This window comes from Pseudomonas sp. JH-2 (genome assembly GCF_036231725.1).
Lineage (GTDB): Bacteria > Pseudomonadota > Gammaproteobacteria > Pseudomonadales > Pseudomonadaceae > Pseudomonas > Pseudomonas delhiensis.
On record NZ_JAZAQP010000014.1, the window covers coordinates 76,814 to 94,298 of the forward strand.

Annotated in this window: 23 protein-coding genes; 17 read left to right on the forward strand and 6 right to left on the reverse strand. The window is 64.4% G+C overall.

The features are described from left to right. Positions 1 to 790: 790 nt before the first annotated feature. The 5 genes from VV867_RS12475 to VV867_RS31170 form a co-directional block, all read right to left on the reverse strand. Positions 791 to 1,162, reverse strand: a complete 372-nt coding sequence (locus VV867_RS12475; RefSeq protein WP_328566553.1) for a PA0613 family protein — start codon at positions 1,160 to 1,162, stop codon at positions 791 to 793. Then, entirely contained in the window at positions 1,159 to 3,384 is a 2,226-nt protein-coding gene (locus VV867_RS12480; protein ID WP_328566554.1) for a VapE domain-containing protein, read from the reverse strand. Before VV867_RS12480 ends, VV867_RS12475 begins: the two co-directional genes overlap by 4 nt. Then, positions 3,377 to 3,592: a TraR/DksA C4-type zinc finger protein gene (locus tag VV867_RS12485; protein ID WP_328566555.1), complete on the reverse strand. Its 216-nt coding sequence runs from the start codon at positions 3,590 to 3,592 to the stop codon at positions 3,377 to 3,379. Before VV867_RS12485 ends, VV867_RS12480 begins: the two co-directional genes overlap by 8 nt. Continuing rightward, positions 3,585 to 4,121, reverse strand: a complete 537-nt coding sequence (locus VV867_RS12490) for a phage regulatory CII family protein (protein ID WP_328566556.1) — start codon at positions 4,119 to 4,121, stop codon at positions 3,585 to 3,587. Before VV867_RS12490 ends, VV867_RS12485 begins: the two co-directional genes overlap by 8 nt. A gap of 327 nt (positions 4,122 to 4,448) precedes the next feature. Further along, a complete protein-coding gene (locus tag VV867_RS31170) occupies positions 4,449 to 4,718 on the reverse strand; it encodes a transcriptional regulator (RefSeq protein WP_442965019.1) in 270 nt (89 codons plus the stop codon). Positions 4,719 to 4,830: 112 nt separating this feature from the next. Here VV867_RS31170 and VV867_RS12495 point away from each other — a divergent pair, with 112 nt between their 5' ends. The 17 genes from VV867_RS12495 to VV867_RS12575 all read left to right on the forward strand — a co-directional run bounded on the left by VV867_RS12495 (position 4,831) and on the right by VV867_RS12575 (position 15,850). Continuing rightward, positions 4,831 to 5,637 carry an XRE family transcriptional regulator gene (locus VV867_RS12495; RefSeq protein WP_328566557.1) on the forward strand — a complete coding sequence of 269 codons (807 nt, stop codon included), beginning with the start codon at positions 4,831 to 4,833 and terminating at the stop codon, positions 5,635 to 5,637. Positions 5,638 to 5,703: 66 nt separating this feature from the next. After that, complete coding sequence (locus VV867_RS12500; RefSeq protein WP_328566558.1) at positions 5,704 to 5,940, forward strand: hypothetical protein; 237 nt, start codon at positions 5,704 to 5,706, stop codon at positions 5,938 to 5,940. Then, positions 5,937 to 6,536, forward strand: coding sequence for a hypothetical protein (locus tag VV867_RS12505; RefSeq protein ID WP_328566559.1), 600 nt, complete (start codon positions 5,937 to 5,939; stop codon positions 6,534 to 6,536). The genes VV867_RS12500 and VV867_RS12505 overlap by 4 nt, the downstream gene beginning before the upstream one ends. Before the next feature lie 9 nt (positions 6,537 to 6,545). Next, positions 6,546 to 6,836, forward strand: a complete 291-nt coding sequence (locus VV867_RS12510) for a phage antirepressor KilAC domain-containing protein (protein ID WP_328566560.1) — start codon at positions 6,546 to 6,548, stop codon at positions 6,834 to 6,836. Next, positions 6,826 to 6,996, forward strand: a complete 171-nt coding sequence (locus VV867_RS12515; protein WP_328566561.1) for a hypothetical protein — start codon at positions 6,826 to 6,828, stop codon at positions 6,994 to 6,996. Before VV867_RS12510 ends, VV867_RS12515 begins: the two co-directional genes overlap by 11 nt. Next, complete coding sequence (locus tag VV867_RS12520; RefSeq protein ID WP_328566562.1) at positions 6,993 to 7,301, forward strand: hypothetical protein; 309 nt, start codon at positions 6,993 to 6,995, stop codon at positions 7,299 to 7,301. The genes VV867_RS12515 and VV867_RS12520 overlap by 4 nt, the downstream gene beginning before the upstream one ends. After that, the gene (locus tag VV867_RS12525) at positions 7,298 to 7,618 is read left to right on the forward strand and encodes a pyocin activator PrtN family protein (RefSeq protein ID WP_328566563.1); all 321 of its coding nucleotides are present in this window, start codon (positions 7,298 to 7,300) and stop codon (positions 7,616 to 7,618) included. Before VV867_RS12520 ends, VV867_RS12525 begins: the two co-directional genes overlap by 4 nt. Positions 7,619 to 7,627: 9 nt before the next feature. Next, positions 7,628 to 7,804, forward strand: coding sequence for a glyoxalase superfamily protein (locus tag VV867_RS12530; RefSeq protein WP_328566564.1), 177 nt, complete (start codon positions 7,628 to 7,630; stop codon positions 7,802 to 7,804). 49 nt (positions 7,805 to 7,853) lie between these two features. Beyond that, positions 7,854 to 8,552, forward strand: coding sequence for a hypothetical protein (locus tag VV867_RS12535; protein ID WP_328566565.1), 699 nt, complete (start codon positions 7,854 to 7,856; stop codon positions 8,550 to 8,552). After that, complete coding sequence (locus VV867_RS12540; RefSeq protein WP_328566566.1) at positions 8,549 to 9,094, forward strand: phosphohydrolase; 546 nt, start codon at positions 8,549 to 8,551, stop codon at positions 9,092 to 9,094. The genes VV867_RS12535 and VV867_RS12540 overlap by 4 nt, the downstream gene beginning before the upstream one ends. Continuing rightward, positions 9,091 to 9,636 carry a Lar family restriction alleviation protein gene (locus tag VV867_RS12545; RefSeq protein ID WP_328566567.1) on the forward strand — a complete coding sequence of 182 codons (546 nt, stop codon included), beginning with the start codon at positions 9,091 to 9,093 and terminating at the stop codon, positions 9,634 to 9,636. Before VV867_RS12540 ends, VV867_RS12545 begins: the two co-directional genes overlap by 4 nt. Before the next feature lie 514 nt (positions 9,637 to 10,150). Then, positions 10,151 to 12,031 (forward strand): DNA cytosine methyltransferase, encoded by a 1,881-nt coding sequence (locus VV867_RS12550; RefSeq protein WP_328566568.1) that lies wholly within the window; start codon positions 10,151 to 10,153, stop codon positions 12,029 to 12,031. Next, complete coding sequence (locus VV867_RS12555) at positions 12,028 to 13,095, forward strand: phosphoadenosine phosphosulfate reductase family protein (RefSeq protein WP_328566569.1); 1,068 nt, start codon at positions 12,028 to 12,030, stop codon at positions 13,093 to 13,095. The genes VV867_RS12550 and VV867_RS12555 overlap by 4 nt, the downstream gene beginning before the upstream one ends. Then, positions 13,092 to 13,535 (forward strand): XF1762 family protein, encoded by a 444-nt coding sequence (locus VV867_RS12560; RefSeq protein ID WP_328566570.1) that lies wholly within the window; start codon positions 13,092 to 13,094, stop codon positions 13,533 to 13,535. Before VV867_RS12555 ends, VV867_RS12560 begins: the two co-directional genes overlap by 4 nt. Next, a complete protein-coding gene (locus VV867_RS12565; protein ID WP_328566571.1) occupies positions 13,532 to 15,451 on the forward strand; it encodes a hypothetical protein in 1,920 nt (639 codons plus the stop codon). Before VV867_RS12560 ends, VV867_RS12565 begins: the two co-directional genes overlap by 4 nt. Then, positions 15,444 to 15,566 carry a hypothetical protein gene (locus VV867_RS12570; RefSeq protein ID WP_328566572.1) on the forward strand — a complete coding sequence of 41 codons (123 nt, stop codon included), beginning with the start codon at positions 15,444 to 15,446 and terminating at the stop codon, positions 15,564 to 15,566. Before VV867_RS12565 ends, VV867_RS12570 begins: the two co-directional genes overlap by 8 nt. Before the next feature lie 5 nt (positions 15,567 to 15,571). After that, on the forward strand, positions 15,572 to 15,850 hold the full coding sequence (locus VV867_RS12575) for a hypothetical protein (protein WP_328566590.1): 279 nt from the start codon (positions 15,572 to 15,574) through the stop codon (positions 15,848 to 15,850). Here VV867_RS12575 and VV867_RS12580 read toward each other — a convergent pair. Then, a complete protein-coding gene (locus VV867_RS12580) occupies positions 15,834 to 17,465 on the reverse strand; it encodes a recombinase family protein (RefSeq protein ID WP_328566573.1) in 1,632 nt (543 codons plus the stop codon). The genes VV867_RS12575 and VV867_RS12580 overlap by 17 nt on opposite strands. Between the last annotated feature and the right edge of the window lie 20 nt (positions 17,466 to 17,485).

Here is a 17,485-nt window from a genome sequence, read left to right on the forward strand (position 1 = left end):
CGAAGAAGACGCCCCTCGCCGGGGCAGAGCCGGCGGCTATCAGCCTGCCGGGGATAGGTGCCGGCGACCGCCGGCTTGGCGCCGCTGACCTGGGTGGGGAACCCACAGCGCCAGAAAACGAAAACCCCGGCACGGGGCCGGGGTTCGGGTGACTGCTGAAGCGCCTTATCGCTCGCGCACTTCAACTAGCATGCGGACTTTTTACATGCGAATTCTCATGGCAGCAAGTGAAACTTAACGCCAAACGGCAATATGTGGGTGACATGCTGGAAATGTACTGGCGAAAAACGGAAACATCACAACTCGGCATTAAGAGCCTTTGTCTATGAACCACTGATCCACCTATTTCCCTATGTATACGCGAGAAAAAAAGAATAATAAAAGATACGCTGCGCGAATGCGTAAGCGCGTGCGTGTGCTCGCGCATTACATAGGGAAATAGGTGGATCAGTGGTTCAGGCACAGTTAAAGCCTCGCCCGCTTGATCGGGCGGTATGCCCAAGGGCGCCGCCCATCAGCCCCCGGCGCGCGACGGAACCGCTCATAGCCTAACTGAGACATCACCTTGCCGACCGCCATCTGCGAGGGTTTGTGTCCAACCAAGTCTAGGCGCCCGAGCCCCCTGATCACATCATCTGAGGCGATATCTTCAGGCCACCCGGACTTATCCATCCACGCACGAATGCGATTCGTCAAATCGTTCTGATACTCATCTTGGCTCAAGGGTTCCTCCTAAAGTAAATACCATCAGTTGATTGCCGGGCCGGATCGGCCCGGCAGTGCGCAGATATTACGCAGCCTTTCTCAACAATAGAAGTTCGGCAATTGACGCATGTGCGACATTCAGCCTTCGATAGTATTGCGGCCTACTACACCGACAGTGTTCCCACTTCATGGAATCAGGACTGTCGTAGTCGGTGTAATGGACACGCACCAAGTGCTCCAGATCAGGCGGCAGGCGCTTGTTCACGATCAGCTCAATGTCCGCCGTTCGATCCCAATAACACGTCGATCCGCGCGATCCGCGGATCAGCTCGCCCTTGGTCGCCATCAGAGTGGCAATCATGTTCTGGCCACGCCCCGGCAAGTCCACCCGAGCGCCTTCCGGCGGATGCAGCTCGGCCGCCCATTGCTTCAACATCTCATCAATGGCCTTGATCAAAATGCATCCTCCATTTCGGCAGGCTGCGCAGTACGCCGCCAGTTCTCTGGCCTGAAATAGGCCCACTGACGCCGCCCCGATGCTTTCGAAGGAGACATGAGCTTCCGGCGCCATTGCAGGCGGTTCATGATGTGCCCCACACGCATCTGCTCGGGCTTACCCCAATGCCCGAAATCAAGGTTGAGCGCGCCACCAAGAATCTGGTCGCTGGTGACCGTCTCGCCCACGTAGTCCTCCAGCCAGGGCAGGATCTTGTATTCCCAGGCGTCGACGGTGTAGCGGGCGTCCTGCTCCTCCTCGAATAGCTCTCGCTCATCCCGGGTCACCCACCAGATATCGCCGGCGCCGTAGCAGAACGCCGCCTCGGCCCATAGCTGGTCGCGGATCTCGCGCAGAGCGTCCAGCTCCACCTTCGTGCACCGCACCGGCCAGTAACGCCGGTTGCCGGTGGTGTCCTTCAGGTACTCTTCCTGGTTGGTAGTGCCGGCGAACACACACTGGCGTGGCACGTCCGCAGTCCGGCGGCCGTAGCTCTCTCGGAAGGTGTCAACCGAGGCCGAGAAGAACTGCTTCGCCTTGGTCGAGTCGGCCTTGTTGAATGCGTCGAGCTCGCCGAGCTCGATCAGCCACTTGCCGCGAATCATCTGGAACGCTTCCTTGTCGCCGAGGGTGAAGGGCGTGTCCATGAACCACTCCCCGCCCAGCACAGCCAGGGCGGTCGACTTGCCTTCCCCCTGCAGGCCTTCGAGGATCAGCACGTTGTCGACCTTCGCCCCGGGCTTCATCACCCGGGCCACGGCGCCGATCATCCAGCGCTTGGCCACCTTCATGCTGTAGGGCGACAGCGGCACCCCCATGATCAGGTGCAGCCACGACTCCAGGCGCGGGGTGTGGTCCCAGATCAAGCCATCCAGGTACTGGCGCACCGGGTGGAAGCTGTTCTTGCTGGCGGTGACGCTGACGCCCTCTAGCACGGTGCCAGTCTTCACCAGCAGGCCGTACTGCTGCGCGAGCCACTCGGCGGTCAGCATGTCGTCGAGGTCTGTCCATTCCCCGGGCTCTCCACCGTAGGGCGGCGTCCGCAGCTTCACCGTCTTGCTGCTGAACTGGTCGAAGCCGAGCACACCGGCCCAGCGCTCATCGTTGCCAAGGATCAGGCTGACGTTGATCATGTGCCCGGATAGCCCGCCGCTCTGCGACCGGCGCAGTAGCAGCCGCCAGCCCTCATCGGCGGCGGGCTTCACAACCGCCATCACCTGGCGTCGCACCGCATCCAGGCCTTCGCTGACGTGCAGGTCGTTCCAGTCGGTCCACTTGTCCTCGCGTTCCACGCTGAACACTGGTACCACGAACTGACCACCGAGGATCACCGAGGCGTTTTCCGCCTTCTCCACACCGGGGTTCCAGGGCGTCAGCTTATCGGCCTTGGTGGTCTTCCAGTCGTCGTCGGCACAGAAGATCAGCGGGCGGCCCGGGTATTCATCACGCATGGCCTTGCCGACCGGCAGCAGGTTGCCAGCGTCGAAGGCGACGCACACGGTGAGCGAGGTCGCCATGTGCAGGCTGACACCCGTTGCATAGCCCTCGGCGATCAGGATCGGCTCGCCGGGCTCGGGGTGCGGCCCGATCAAGCAATAGGCGCCCTCCTTCTGCATACCGAAGGGCCAGTACTGCTTGTCGCGCCCAGTATCGGCCTGCCGCTCGGGGTGAATGACCTGCAGGCCGACCACGCCGGCCTTAGCCGTCTTCATCGGCACCAACAGTTCGCCCTTGCGGCCATACCGTACGTTGATGCCGACGATCTGCTTGCGGTCCAGGTACGGACTACGCCCCTTGTCCGGCAGCCGCTCCCACATCGCGGAAGCACGCCGCGCAGCGAGGCGCGCCGCTTTCTCCGCGCGCTCCGCCGCCCGACGCTTGGCATCTTCCTGGCGGGCCCGCATCAGCTCGCGCTCTTCGGGCGTCATTTTGACGCCCCTCACCTTCAGCTTGTGCGACTCGTCCGAACGCCAGTCGCCGAAGGCGCCGAAATACAGTTGGTCACCCTTCTCCGTCGTGTACGGGTGCAGTACGTACCAGCCGGTCTGCTCCCCCACGCTGTCGCCAGCAGCCTTGCAGCGAGTCAGCTTGCCGAACACCCAGGTTGGATTGCGCTTGCTGAACGGCTCCAGGCCATGGTCGTTCAGCTGCGCGAGAACGTCGTCCAGTGCCTGATCAGCCATTAGCGCGCCTCCTCTGTTCCGACAGGGCCTGGCACCAGGTACACAGCGTGCAGCCCGGGGCAGCCAACTGACGCGCGACCGGGATCGGATCGCCGCAATCCAGGCATTCGTCCAGCGATGCCCCCCCCTCGACCGGCTTGCGCGCGGCGAGGTAGGCATCCATCCGCTCCAACACCAGGTCGTTGGCCTTGTCCGCGATATCAGCCACGGGCCACCTCCGCTTCCTGTTCCAGCAGGCGCTCAAGAGCCAGCAATGCTCCCTGGACACGGCGCAGTAGCAGCTTCTGCTCGGCCAGCTCGTGCTGATCGATCATGCCGTCGTTGGCCAAGTGCTCGGCAATGGTCTGCGTCAACCTCGATTGGCGCTGCAGCGTCTCGCTGATCGCCTTCAGGATGGCGGCCGCGGAGTCGAATTCCTGGCCGCACTCGCGACGGATCTCGTCTGCCACGCCGCGCAGGTCCACCCAAGCGGCGTCGCCATAGGCCTCGATCATGGAGTCGATGATGCGCGGATCTCGCGTGGAGGCGGTCACCTCCTCGATCTCCTCCGGGTTCGGCTGGTGGGTGGGGTGGGTGGGGCTCAGCTTGTGCTGCAGTGTCGTGGCGTTGCGCCCGTAGATGGCGGCGAGGGCCTTGGCGCCGCCAGGATAGTCCCGCGCGGCATGGTAGAGAGAGAGGTTGAGAGGAAGGATTTCGCGCTGTGCGCGGTCGACGCACGAGGCAGGTGCTCGGCTCATATGGCATTAACCCCAAAAGTCTGCCAGTGACCGAGCCGCATCCTGTGGTTATAGTTGCGGCATGGTCACCGTCAGGTGGTCATGAAGCGGACGGCCGCTCTGTGGTGGAAAAGCCGTCCGCGCCCCCAGGCAGGACTGGCGATCCGTCGCCTACCCTGCCGAAACAGCCTGCTGATCTGTGGTGGAGAGGCAGGCAACCCAAGGCGTCCGCGCCTTGGTTCGGGGAAGCGAGGCGGGCCGGCGTGTAGTACGTGGTGTGCTCCCACCGGCTGGCCTTGCAACCCCACCCTGCATGCCGTGGTGTTGCATGCAAGGAGTCAACGATACCTAGGCAGCAGCCCGCGGATGGGTTTCAGGCTGGGGAAACAGCCGCGGCAAGTCAGGGCGAAGCTCCCAAGCCTGCACTTGGCCAGCGACGGCGGCGACGACGTCCGGGACGCGCTCGACCGGTACGCGGCCAGCACGCAGCCACTTCCAGACATGGGGCTGTTTGACGCCGCAGCGACGGGCCAGCTCAGACTGATTGTCGTCGCAGAGGGATAGGACCTTTTCTAGCGCCTGCCGGCATTGGTCCGCATCGGATAGGGTGGTAGTCATGGTGGTTTGCTCTGTGGTGGAGAACGTCCTGCAAAGGCTACAACCTTTGGAATAGAAAGGTCAACACCCAAAGATAAAAGCGCACCTATAACCAAGGTATTAGAATGGACGCATGAAATACCTACCTCACGAACTACTCCCCACCCTCGCCGACCGCCTCCGCTACGCAATGGAGCAACTCGACATGGGCCAATCAGCAGTCGCAAGGGCGGCTGGCTGCTCACAAACCACCATCTTCAAGATTCTCGAAGGACAAACCACAGAGAGCCGAAAGACCGGAGCCATCGCCCGGGGAATGGGTATCTCGGTTGCGTGGCTGGAGAGCGGCGAAATGCCGGCATCCGTCACTGTCTTGCACAGACCAAGCAAAGCACCGGGTAAACCATCAAGTGTCGAGTTGGAACCTATAGCTCCCTGGGATAGCAGCACTCCGCTTGATGACGACGAAGTCGAAATACCCCTTTACAAGCAGGTAGAGATTGCCGCCGGGCATGGCCGTACCGCCGTTCAGGCCGAACCAGGGCGGGTGCTGCGATTCTCCTACGCCACCCTTCGAGCTTGCGGCGTCTCGCCAGCCAACGCCATGTGCGCAACAGTGACCGGCAAAAGCCAGGAACCGCTTATCCTCCACGGTGCAACCATTGGAATCGACCGGGGAATGACGCGAATTCTGCCCGAACACCTCTACGCACTTGAGCAGGAGGGCGAACTTCGAGTGAAGTTCCTTGAGCAGCTCAACGGCGGCGGAATCAGGCTCATCAGCTACAACGACGATGACTATCCAAGCGAGACCTACACCTTCGAGCAGTACATGGAGAAGCAAATGCGGGTTCTTGGACGTGTTTTCTGGTGGTCAATCGTCCGACCACTCAACGCGCCCCCCATCCCTAGGCGCTCCGCCACCCAACCTACACCATAGGTTGTTGATATTGCCTAAAACCTAAGTTAGAGTTGCCTCGACTCTCCACCACAGAGCGAGGCAACCATGTCCGTTTCCGCCACTGTTCACGTTCACCCGAACGTCGATACCACGCGCATCTTCGAGGTGCGCCGCCTAGCCGCCGCTTCCGGCTGCCAGTTCGTCTCCGGCCGCAGCAAGCGCCCCCTGAACTTCGCCGTAATCGAAACCGGCGCCGCTCAGATCGCTTTCCTTGACCACCTCGGCGACCGCCGCTTTTTCGTGCTCGACGATCAACCTCCGTTCGGGGGTGACGCGGCATGAGCAACCAATTCACCCTCTCTGATAGCTCCCTCCGCAGCCTGGCCGCCCAGCTGCAGCTCAACGGGAAATTCAACCACTCCTGCCGTTCCGCCTACGGCCGCCGCTTCCTCCAACTGACCATGCAGGTCGAGCAGAGCGCCGGCGAGGCCGCGGTGCTGGTCGAGATGGGCGGCGAACGCCACCGCATCACCATCAGCCATCGCGAGCCCCGCGGCGACGTCACCCTGTCCGACTTCATCGAGGCCATCGCCAACGGACGTATCGACTCGGCCGAACCTGCCCCGGCTCGCACCATTCCAGCCCTCCCCCAACTCGATTCCCTGGTAGATACCGCCCAACAGCAGGCGCTGCGCGACCTGGTGCGCAAGGGTGGGTTCCTGGATGTGCACGTCGGCCTGGAACACCCGGTGAAGGTCGCGGTGCACCGCACCTACAACACTCAGGGCATCACGGCCCTGCTGAGCCTGGGCGAGAGTCAGCCGCGCACCAGCGCCTGGACGCTTCACCAGGCCCCGGCGAAGTGCTTCCAAGCGCTGCTGGAATCCGTCGAACACCTGGCCGCCTCGGGCATGCCCAAGGCGCCCCGGGCGGCGTAGGGGGCCAGCATGCGAGACCTTTCCCTGCAGGAAGCCGCCAAGGAACTCGGCCTGACGCGCACCGTCCTCATCCGGCGCATGCGCGAGGCAGGCCTGCTCAACGGCAAGCTGCCAGCCCACCCGCTGCGCGACCGCCTGTACCTGCGCGAGCACGAGGGCAACTGGCAACACCCGGAGCTTGGCCAGCAATACAGCTACTCCACCCGCGTGCGCCCGGCAGGCATCGCCTGGCTGCGCGAAAAGCTCGGCATCCCGCGCCCCATGCCACCGGTCCAGCAGGACCGCCGCGATGTCGGCTGACCTGGGAACCCGCCCCCGCCATTACGCCCGCCAGATCGTCGCCCTGCGCTCGAAGGAGGAGCGCAGGGCCGCCCTGGAGAACGTGCCGGCCGAGTGGCGCGACCTGGTCCGAACCCACGTAGAGATCGCCTGGAACCACCAGAAAGGAGGCAAGGCATGAACAAGCAACCTGATTCAACCCCGAGCATCGAGAAAACCCTGATCAAGCACGTACTGCGCTACTGCAAGAGAGCACGTGAAGCACAAGGCTCGAACGGAGTGGAAACGAATGCCTGGCAGGCCTTCGGCGCGCTGTACCTGGCCAACGAAAGCCAATCCATCAGCTCCGATCTGTTCGGTCGGCTACACGACCTCACCAACTCCGCCCAGCACGAGAGAGCCATGGAGCTGATCTATGGCGCACCGGCCTACACCGGGGGCGAACGGGCCAAAGCCTGGCGCGATGCCAACTGGACGGCGGCATGAGTCAGCGCCCCGACCAGCAGCCCGAGCTGCGCCTGCTGCCGGCGCCCAGGAGGGAGACGGTGGATCTCGTCTACCGGACCTTCGGCGACGTACTGATCCCCATCGAAACATTGCGCGAACGGTACTTCCGCAACCTCAACAAGGACAACTTCGCGAAGGCGCTCAAGGCGGGCGGCATCGGCCTCCCGGTCACCACCCTGAGCGACAGCGCGAAGGCGCCCCAGTTCATCGAAGCCCACCACCTCGCGGCCTTCATCGAACAGCGAGCCTACCTCGCGGATGAGGATCTGGCGCGCCGGACGCAGCCGAAAAGCTGAGGACACCACATGCCACAGCAACAAACTCGCCCGAGCCTCGAGCGCCTGAAGAAACAGGCCAAAGCCATCAAGAAAGCTACCGGATGCAGCCACTGCCAGGCACTGGAGGAACTGGCCAAGGTGCACGGCTTCAGGACCTGGGCCGCCCTGACGGCCAAGCATAAAGAGCAACACCGCGTCGCCTAAGACACCTCGCCGCCACCACCGGCGAAACCACCACTAGGAGCACACCACCATGTTGACCAACCACCAGATCACCGCCCTGGTACTGGGCATCCTTCTGCCGATGATCCTGCTGCTCGGCGCCACCTACATCCGCGGGCTCCACAAGGGCCAACTGCTGGCCGCGGCCGCGGAATACACCAACGGCTACGAGGCCGGGAAGGAGGAGCAGGCCGAGCTGGTCGCCGCCCTGCAGGAAGACATCGGCACGCTCAACAGCCGGATGAGACTTATGTCCGCGATACTGGCCCACACGAAGGAGGGCCATGAGCTGAGCCAGAAACACCTGGCCGGCGCACTCGAATACTGCGCCGCTCTCCAGGATGAGGCCGAGCAGCTGATGGCGCGTGCGCTGAACGGCGACGACCTCACCCACCTGGGCAAGGCCCTTGCCTTGCTGGCCAGCGAGGCGAAGCGGATCCAGAAGACCGGCAGCAACAAGGTCAACCGCGCTCTGCTCATCCACCAACATCTCTCCGCACTCCACGCCCGCGCCACCGCTTCCGACTGGCGTCACCCTGATACCGAGCTGATCGAGTGGCTGGAAGTGGCTGCCTCCGTCCATGCAGACGAAGAGCACGGCGAGCTGCGCTTCCCGCTGTTCGCGAACCGGACTGGCTATGCCCACGTCCGCGACATGATCCGCGATGCCCAACAGCAGGACGAGGCGACACAGCGGAACCACCAGGCAAGCCTGGAGGCCGTAGCATGAGCTGGATACTCACCAACAGCGGCCAGCGCTTCGACATCCTCGAACCGAACAGCAGCATGGTCCAGCCGCAGGACATCGCGCACAGCCTGGCCATGCAGTGCCGTTTCAACGGGCACTGCGGCACCTTCTACAGCGTGGCCCAGCACTGCATCATCGTCGCCAGCCTCGTGCCGGCGGAGCACAAGCTGCAGGCCCTGCTGCACGACGCTACCGAAGCCTACATCGGCGACATCGTGCGCCCCGTGAAACAAGCCGTGCCCGAGCTGCGCCAGATCGAGCAGCGCATCTGGCACGCCATCTGCGCCCGATTCGACATCGATCCGGTGCTGCCGGCCTGCATCCACGACGCCGACATGATCGCGCTCGCAACCGAACGCCGCGACCTCATGCCCGAGCACCAGGACGGCTGGGACTGCCTCGCCGGCACCCAGCCCATGCAGCAGTTCATCAGGGCCTGGTCGGCCGAGGAGGCCCGCCTGCGCTACTGGCAGGACCTGCTGCAGCTGCTCTCTAGCACCCACCGTGCGAGGGCTGCAGCATGAACAAGATCCTGAACCTCCTCCTGCCGCGCTTCCTCACCGAAGAGGTCGCACTGCACGACAATGGCGACCACCTGGTGATCGTCTGCCCCATGACCGAGGTGAAACCCGGCGAGCGCTTCCACGCTGTCGCCACCATGCGCGTGTTCAACCTGTTCGGACGCACCCTGCTCCCGCGCATGGTTAGCGGTCCCTGGCCCTGGCCGAGCATTCCAGACATCGAGCCGTCGGAGCTGCCGCCGTGCCCGTTCTGCGAGGGCCCGCCATCCATCACTGTGCAGAGTTTCGAACTCCGCGGCCCCGTCTATCGGCAAGCCTTCTACGGATGCGCCGGCGTCGACATCGACGCCTATGTCTTCTGCCATGCGTGCGGCGCCCAAGGCCCCCAGTACGAGAACGTCATCTTCCACGAGGTCGACTATCTGAGCGCCGAGGTAGAGGCCGCCAGGCTCTGGATAGAGCGCAGCGCGAAGCACCGCGACCTGTACGACGGCAGCGCGGCGGATGGATTGACCATCTACCCACGCAGGGGAAATCGCGCATGAGACTCTTCGACATCGCCATTCGCTTCGACGCCGAAGCCCTCGCGGCCCACGCTGACACCGCCTGCAACGACCTCCCCGGAGTAATGCTGGCCTGGGGCCCCACAACTGTGCTGCTGGGCTCCTCGCCGTGCTGCACGTTCCACACCGTCCCGGCTCGCCGCGTAGCGGCCCTCCGCCATGGCGGCGGCATGGCACCCGCCACCCTGAGCACCCAAGCTGCGGCCGCGCGACAGCGCGGCGGCGGCCCGCTCCGGCGCACCCTGCTGGCACAGGCTATCGCAGGCCGCCCTTCGACGCCCGAGGGTGGCGATATAAAAAGCCTCTGCTGCGCAGCAGCAGGCATCATCCCCTCCCCGCTTCAAGCCCGCGCAGGGCGCGTATACCCCACCACAAGCGTGCGCCGGGGCGCAGAAGATGCTGCATCGCTTCGCTTCCCACTTGCGCCGCACGCGCAGCCTGTCGAGGGGTATAAGCACCTGCGGCAGGCTGCGCACCAGGTAGCCGGGGGGGATGCATGACCGCCTTCCGCCGACACGACCTTGCCCAGGCCGTCTACGAAGCCCAGCTGCCGCTCGACCTCCGCCAGCACCTGAACATCGATCTGTTCGCCGGCGGCGGCGGGGCCTCCGACGCGATGGAGGAAGCCACGGGCGAGTGCGTCGACATCGCCATCAACCACGACGATGACGCTGTGAGCATGCACATCGTCAACCATCCGCAGACCACCCACTACCGGGAGGACATCCGCAAGGTCGAGCCCCGGCACGCGACAAGGGGCCGGCCGGTGGGCAGGCTCCACGCGAGCCCGGAGTGCACGCATCACAGCCAGGCCCGCGGCGGCCAACCGCGCAGCAAGGAAAGCCGGTCACTGTCGTGGATGGTGATCAAGTGGGTGGGGCAGACGCTGCCGCTGATGCTCACCATGGAGAACGTGATGCAGGTCCTCCAGTGGGGCCCGCTGATCGCCAAGCGCTGCCCGCAGACCGGTCGCGTGGTCACCCTGGACATGGTGCGCGATCCCTCGACCGGCAGGATGAAGCACCGCGTAGCGGAGCCGGGCGAGCGCGTCCCCGTCCAGCGCCAGTACCTGGTGCCCGATCCCAAACACAAGGGCCGCACCTGGGCGCGCTTCCTGCACCTGCTGCGCGACATGGGCTACCAGTACCACTACGACAAGCTGGTGGCCGCCGACTTCGGCGCCGCCACCACCCGCGAGCGCCTGTTCTTCATTGCCCGCCGCGACGGGGTGCCGCTCAACTGGCCGGAGGCAACCCACGCCAAGAAACCTGGCCCTGACCAGCAGCCATGGGTGCCTGTCGCCCATCACATCGACTGGAGCCTGCCCTGCCCGTCGATCTTCCTCGACAAGGAAGGCGGGCTGGCTGCAGGCGTGCGCCGGCCGCTGGTGGACAAGACCATGGAGCGGCTGCGCAAGGGCATCTGGAAGTTCGTGCTGGAGCACGCCGACCCGTTCATCGTCAGCGTCAACCACGGGGGCGCCGAGTTCCGCGGGCAGTCCGTGCGCGAGCCCGCCGCCACCATCACCGGCAGCCAGGGCTTCGCGGTCGCACAGCCCATCCTCGCGCCGTTCATCACCGAGCACGCGAACGCCAGCAACCAGCGGAACATGCCGGCGAATGAGCCAGCGCGCACCATCTGCAGCGAGGTGAAGGGCGGACACTTCGCCGTCGTCGCCCCGGTGCTGGTCGGCGCCGGCGGCCCTTCCTACGGCGGCAAGCCCACCAGTTGCGAGCAGCCGGCCGGCGCGATCCTCACCGAGAACCACCGCGCGCTCGGCGTCGCGTACCTGGCTCAACACAACGGGGGATACAACGCCACGCTCGGCCGTCACCCGACGGCGCCGGCCACCGCGCTGACCACTACCGGCAGCCAGCAGAACGTCGTTACCGCCAGCCTGGTCACGCTGCGCAATGGGTGTGTCGGCCGAGATTTGCGCGACGGCGCCCCTGCGATCACCGCCGGCGCCGACGACCTGGCGCTGATGGAGTGCACCCTGTCGCCAGAGGATGAGGCCGGTGCACTGCGCGTGGCCGCGTTCCTGATGGGCTACTACGGATCGGACAACACCTACGACCCGCGAGATCCGGCGGCAACCATCACGACCCGAGACCGCCTCGCCCTGGTGACCGTGACGATCAATGGTTACCCCAGGGTGATCACCGACATCGGCATGCGCATGCTCACCCCGCGCGAGCTGTACCTGATCCAGGGCTTCCGCCCGACCTACAAGATCGACATCGGGCATGACGGCCGCAGGTTCAGCAACAAGGCCAAGGTGCGGATGTGCGGCAACTCGGTATCGCCGAAGCCCTACTACGCCCTGCTCAAGGTCAACCCCCTATTCCCCGAAGAAACCATGCAGGAGGCAGCATGACCGCTTTCCGCGAACTCACGCTTGCGCAGGCCAGGCCACTTCCCTGGTACGGCGCCAACCTGGTGCTGGGCCAGCAACACAACATCGTCAGCGTCTCCGGCGGTAAGGACAGCACGGCCACCCTGCTGGTGGCCATGGCCCACCAGGTGCCGAACCTCCGCGGCGTCTTCGCCGATACCGGCAACGAGCACGAGCTGACACTGGAGTATGTCGACTATCTGGAGCAAGCCACGGGGGTGACCATCGAGCGTCGGCGCGCGGACTTCTCCCGGCAGATCGCCGGCAAGCGCCGCTACATCGAAACCAAGTGGCGCGACCAAGGCGTGGCCGAGAGCATCATCGAGGCCGCCCTGCAGGTGCTCCAGCCCACCGGCATCCCGTTCCTCGACCTCTGCCTCTGGAAGGGACGCTTCCCCTCGCGCAAGGCCCAGTTCTGCACCGAGGAGCTGAAGCGCAACGTCATCATCGAGCAGGTGATGCTCCCACTGCTCGACGGCCAAAACATGGTGCTGTCGTGGCAGGGCGTGCGCCGCGAGGAGTCCGAGGCACGGCGCTACCTGCCAGAGTGCGACGAGGTGGGCGGCGGGCTGTTCAACTACCGGCCGATCCTTACCTGGCCGGTGGACGCCGTGTTCGAGGCCCATCGCTATGCCGGCGTGAAGCCCAACCCCCTCTACAGCCAGGGCATGGGGCGCGTCGGGTGCATGCCGTGCATCAACTGCCGCAAGGGCGAACTGCGTGAGATCGCCCTGCGCTTTCCCGAGCACATCGACCGCATCGAGCAGTGGGAACACCTGGTGCGTACCGCCTCGAAGCGCGGAGCCTCGACGTTCTTCGCGGCAGCAAGCGCCAAGCACCAGGGAGGCAACATCACGGACCTCAGTCCGGCCGAGACATTCCGTATTGCCAACATCCGCCAGGCCGTCGAGTGGTCCCGCACCACCCGCGGCGGCATCCAGTACGACCTGATGGCAGAGGCCGACGACGCCTCGGCCTGCTCCAGCGCCTATGGCCTCTGCGAGGGCGACTGGGAACCCGTCAAGGTCAAGGAGCTTGCAGCATGAGCCTATCCATCTGCCCTCTGACCTTGGCCGAGGCGAACACCTTCGTTGCAACGCACCACCGGCACCACGGCCCGGTCCAGGGCCACAAGTTCAGCCTGGGCCTGACTGACGGTAACCACATCGTCGGGGTGGCCATCGTCGGCCGCCCCGTAGCGCGCCACCTCGACGACGGCCTCACGCTGGAGGTGACTCGCTGCTGCACGGATGGCGCCCGTAACGGCTGCTCCAAACTCTACGGCTCCGCGTGGCGCGCCGCCCGCGCCCTAGGTTACCGCCGCCTCATCACCTACACCCTTGCCAGCGAGCACGGCGCGAGTCTGCGCGGTAGCGGCTGGCGGCTACTCGGCGCAGCAGGGGGCGGCAGTTGGAACTGCCCCAGCCGCCCGCGAGTGGAGCGGCAACACCAAGGACAAAAGCAACTATGGGAGGCAACGGCATGACCACCAACACCCAACAACTGGCCACGCTGCTTGACCAGGTGATGGCGAACCTACTGGGCGCCGAGTGCCGCCAATGGCTCAGCGATGCCCGCAAAGACATCTCTCACGCAAGCACCGCCCTGAGCAAAGCAACCCGCATCTTGGCAGATCTGCTCCAGCAGGAGCCCATCGCCACCGTGCTCCCACCCGATCCACTCGATGAACGCGACGGCCCGTATCTTCACCTCGCCGCCTGGGAGCGGCTGCGCGCGCTCCCGGCCGGCAGCAAGCTCTACGCCTCCCCGTTGATCCAGCCAGGCCAGGCCCCGGCCGGCATGGCACTCATCAGGCTCGACCACCTGCAGGCAACACGCCGCGCCCTGGAGGACTGCCGCCGGCTCATCTCGCATATTGGCGGGTTCGACGCCGACTACTGCGCAGACGCAGAGGCGCGCCTGAAAGAGATCGACGAGGCCCTGGCAGCAGCCGGCAGCGACCAACACCCAGACGACGCAGCCGTGGACCGCTTCGCCGTGGCGCTGAAGACCAAGATGGCGCGCTCGCGCGCCAAGGGCCGCGGCGGCTGGGACAATGCCCAGGTGTGCTCGGTCGAGGATCTGGCCCGCATGCTGATCGAGCACCTGGGCAAGGGCAACTCCGGCACCTTCGAAGACGTGGCGACCTTCGCCATGATGCTGCACCAGCGCGGCGCCAATCCGGCAGTACTAGCCGAGGCGATCCAGGCGCGGGATGCCGCGGCGAAGAGGGAAGGCTGGGCCGACATGAAACGCATCGCCAAGCGTGAGATTGAGCAACTGTGCACCATGCTCAGAACGAACCCGCCCGCTGAACTGCGCGCAACCATTGACGTGGCCAATGATCGATTAGAAATCCCCGTGATCAGATGGCCAAAACCGGAGCACCCCTTCCCGGCATTCACCAAGCCATCGCTGCTCAAGGACTGCGACGTGCAATACAGCGCATCATCGCAACCCTCCCCGGCGCCGGAGCTGGACGATCAGGAGTACGACCGCAACGCTGAGCGCCTGACTCTACAAGCGTTTGGTCCCGGTGCAGGGATAAACCCGGAAGCGACATCCATCGATGACATCTTCATCGACGAAGCCCCAGCGCCGAAGCTGGAGCGGCCTGAGGTAGCGTTCTGGCGTGACAGAATACTGGCGGCTCACCCAGGCAGCGATCCGCGCTACTGGCCAGATGCATTGCTGGTTCAGCACATGACCGCTGAGATTGCCGACCTCCGCGCCGCCCAAGCTCGCCCCTCCGTAGACCTTGAGCACATCGGCTCCCTGATATCCGTGTTCCGCAACGCCACTCGGGACGATGCGAATAACGGTGGGCGCGAATACTTCGAGAGCGCCAGAAACGCCGAGCGCGAACTGCGCGAAGCTGTTGAGCGCATCGTCGGCGCGCTGCGGGATGAACTGGACTCCGAGCGCGACCTGGTGAAAGTCCTTCAGGAGCAGAACGACGCGCTTCGCTCTACAGCAGAGGACGCCCAGGCTGGGCAGGTGCCGGAGGGGTGGAAGCCGGTTCCGATTGAGCCGACTGAAGACCTACTCGAAGCAATACACCGCGGCGGTTATGTCGGCGATGACGAGGAACTGCGTTGGTTTTACAAATCCATACTCGACGCCTCCCCGGTCGCCCAGGCTCCTGAAATCCAGGTCCGCAAGCTGGGCATCTACGGCAAAGCCTACGACCTGCCGGAGACGAAGCGCGCCTACACCTACGCCGAGCAGCCGGACAATCTGGGCGCCAGCCGCCTGGGGCGCGCACTGTCCGAAACTGTGCAGGTCACGTTCGGCGACCATATCGACGGCGGCCTGGCGCTGCTGCGCGCACTGGAGGGCGCGGGCTTCGGTGTGTTCGAACTGGCTGATGCGCCGCAGCCGGCAGGAGGTGATCATGCGTAACGCCCTGCACTACACCATCGGTGCCGCCCTGTTCGCTCTGGCCGGCGCCGGCCTCTACATCCTCGCGCCGGTTCTGCCGGCGCTCATCGCCTGGGAATGGGGGTGCCACCTGTGAAAAACATGTACCCGAACCCCGAGCTGCAGAACGCGATCATCAGCGCGAATGCCAGTAGCGGATTCATCGCTACCACCCGCGACGGCAAACCCCTACGCATGGCCTTGGTCGACGACGACGGCAACATCGTCGAGGCCGGCAACGACGTGCGGTGGGCAGCCTGGAGCATCTGCTCCACTGCCCTGCATAACTTGTGGGAATGTCAGGGCCACCTGGTGATCCACAGCAGCCCGCCGGGCGATCCCGAAGTAATCCGCCGGCTGGCCCTCAAGGCCGCGGCATAAGCCAGTCCCCACCCTCCTGCCACTTCCCCGTCCGCCGGTCGATGCGCAGCCAGCGCGTCTGACCGGCCCGGGACTTCATCATCAGGTCGATATGGCGGTTGCGTCGACTCGGAACGACACCGCGCATGAACACCACCAACGCCTCGAAAGTGTCCAGCATGAGCTGCCGGGCTTGCTCTCTTGCCCTGACATTGGTCATGACCGAACAGGCCTCCGCCAACTCCGCCCACTTCGCCGCATCAGCAGGTGGAAGCGCAGCCGATCTGGCCACAAGCGCAACCTCAAGATCTCGGACCTCCTTCCGGCGCTCCTCCAGTTCGGCCTCCAACTCGCGGGCCTTGCGCACGAACGCCATGGGCGCGGCACCACTTTCATCTGCCATAACCGCTTCAGTGATGCGGTTCAGCTGTCTTTCCGTCTCGTCGACCTGACGTTGTGCCGCCTGCAGGCGCGGGCGTAGATCCTCTCCCTGCTCCGATGGTTCAAGGAGGCGCTGCAGGTTCATCTGCTCGGAGCAATATGCCAGCACCGCACGCTCCACCGGAGCAGATGAACAACTCCCTCCCGCGACGCACCCATCGTTCTTACTGTAGGAGGTGCACATCAACCTCCGGTGGCCATCTGCCAGGGTTCCGTCAGGACGAACACGGCTCATCATGTTCTGGCCGACGATGGCGGTCCCGCAGTAGCCGCACATCGTGATCCCGATCCCCGTGATGACACCAGGAATTTCGCCTTTACCGCGCCGACGGTGCCGCTGCCCAGTGAGCGCTTGAAGCGAGGCAAACTCCTCATCCGACAGCAGCCGTGGATAGTAGTCCTCCAGCAGGAACTCTTCTCCATCCGCCTCTATTTGCTTGGCACCACGCAGCGACTGAAGGAAGACCAGCCGATAAATCTGCTGCGCACTGATCCCCCACGGCGACAGTACGTGCCCCTCCTCGAGGAGTATCCGGTAGGCCCGCACCGCCCCAAGCCCTTGCTGATACAACTCCAGCGCTCTGCGCACTGCGGTGACGCGCTCCTTGATCAGTTGCCACTCTTGGCCATCCCATTCCAGCCAATGCGGATCCCGGCCATTCATCACCCGCCCGCGATAAGTACCGGCAATCCACCCCTGACACTGACGCCGAATCGCAGCCTTGATCCGCTTCGACTTCGTATCGGACTCTTCGTGCGCGCGAATCATGACCAGAAGGGAATACACCAAGTCCATGGGCTGAGCCTTCAGACCCGCCCGGTTGTACTCGCGACCGTCGCTGGCGGTGACCACAGTGATGCCGGCATTGATGATCTGAGCGAGCTGCGCCTGGGCCTGCAGGGGCTCCGCTCGGCTGAGCCGGTCCAACCCCTCAACGATCAGGACAGAGCCGGGCGGGATACGCCCATCGTCCACTGCCCTCAGGAACGTCCCCAGCGCTCCCTGCTTAACGTGCCGTTCATGGTAGGCGGATAGCCCTTCATCCTTCAGCGTCAGGCTGGCATCGAGCACCATGCCGTGCTTTGCTGCCCAGGCAGCAGCATAGGCAAGCTGACGGTCGGCGCTGCTCCCTGTCGCTTGCCGGGGATCAGAAAACCTCAAATAGCTGTATACTTTCGCGCCATTTTTTCCCATACCGTGATCCTGAGGCACCT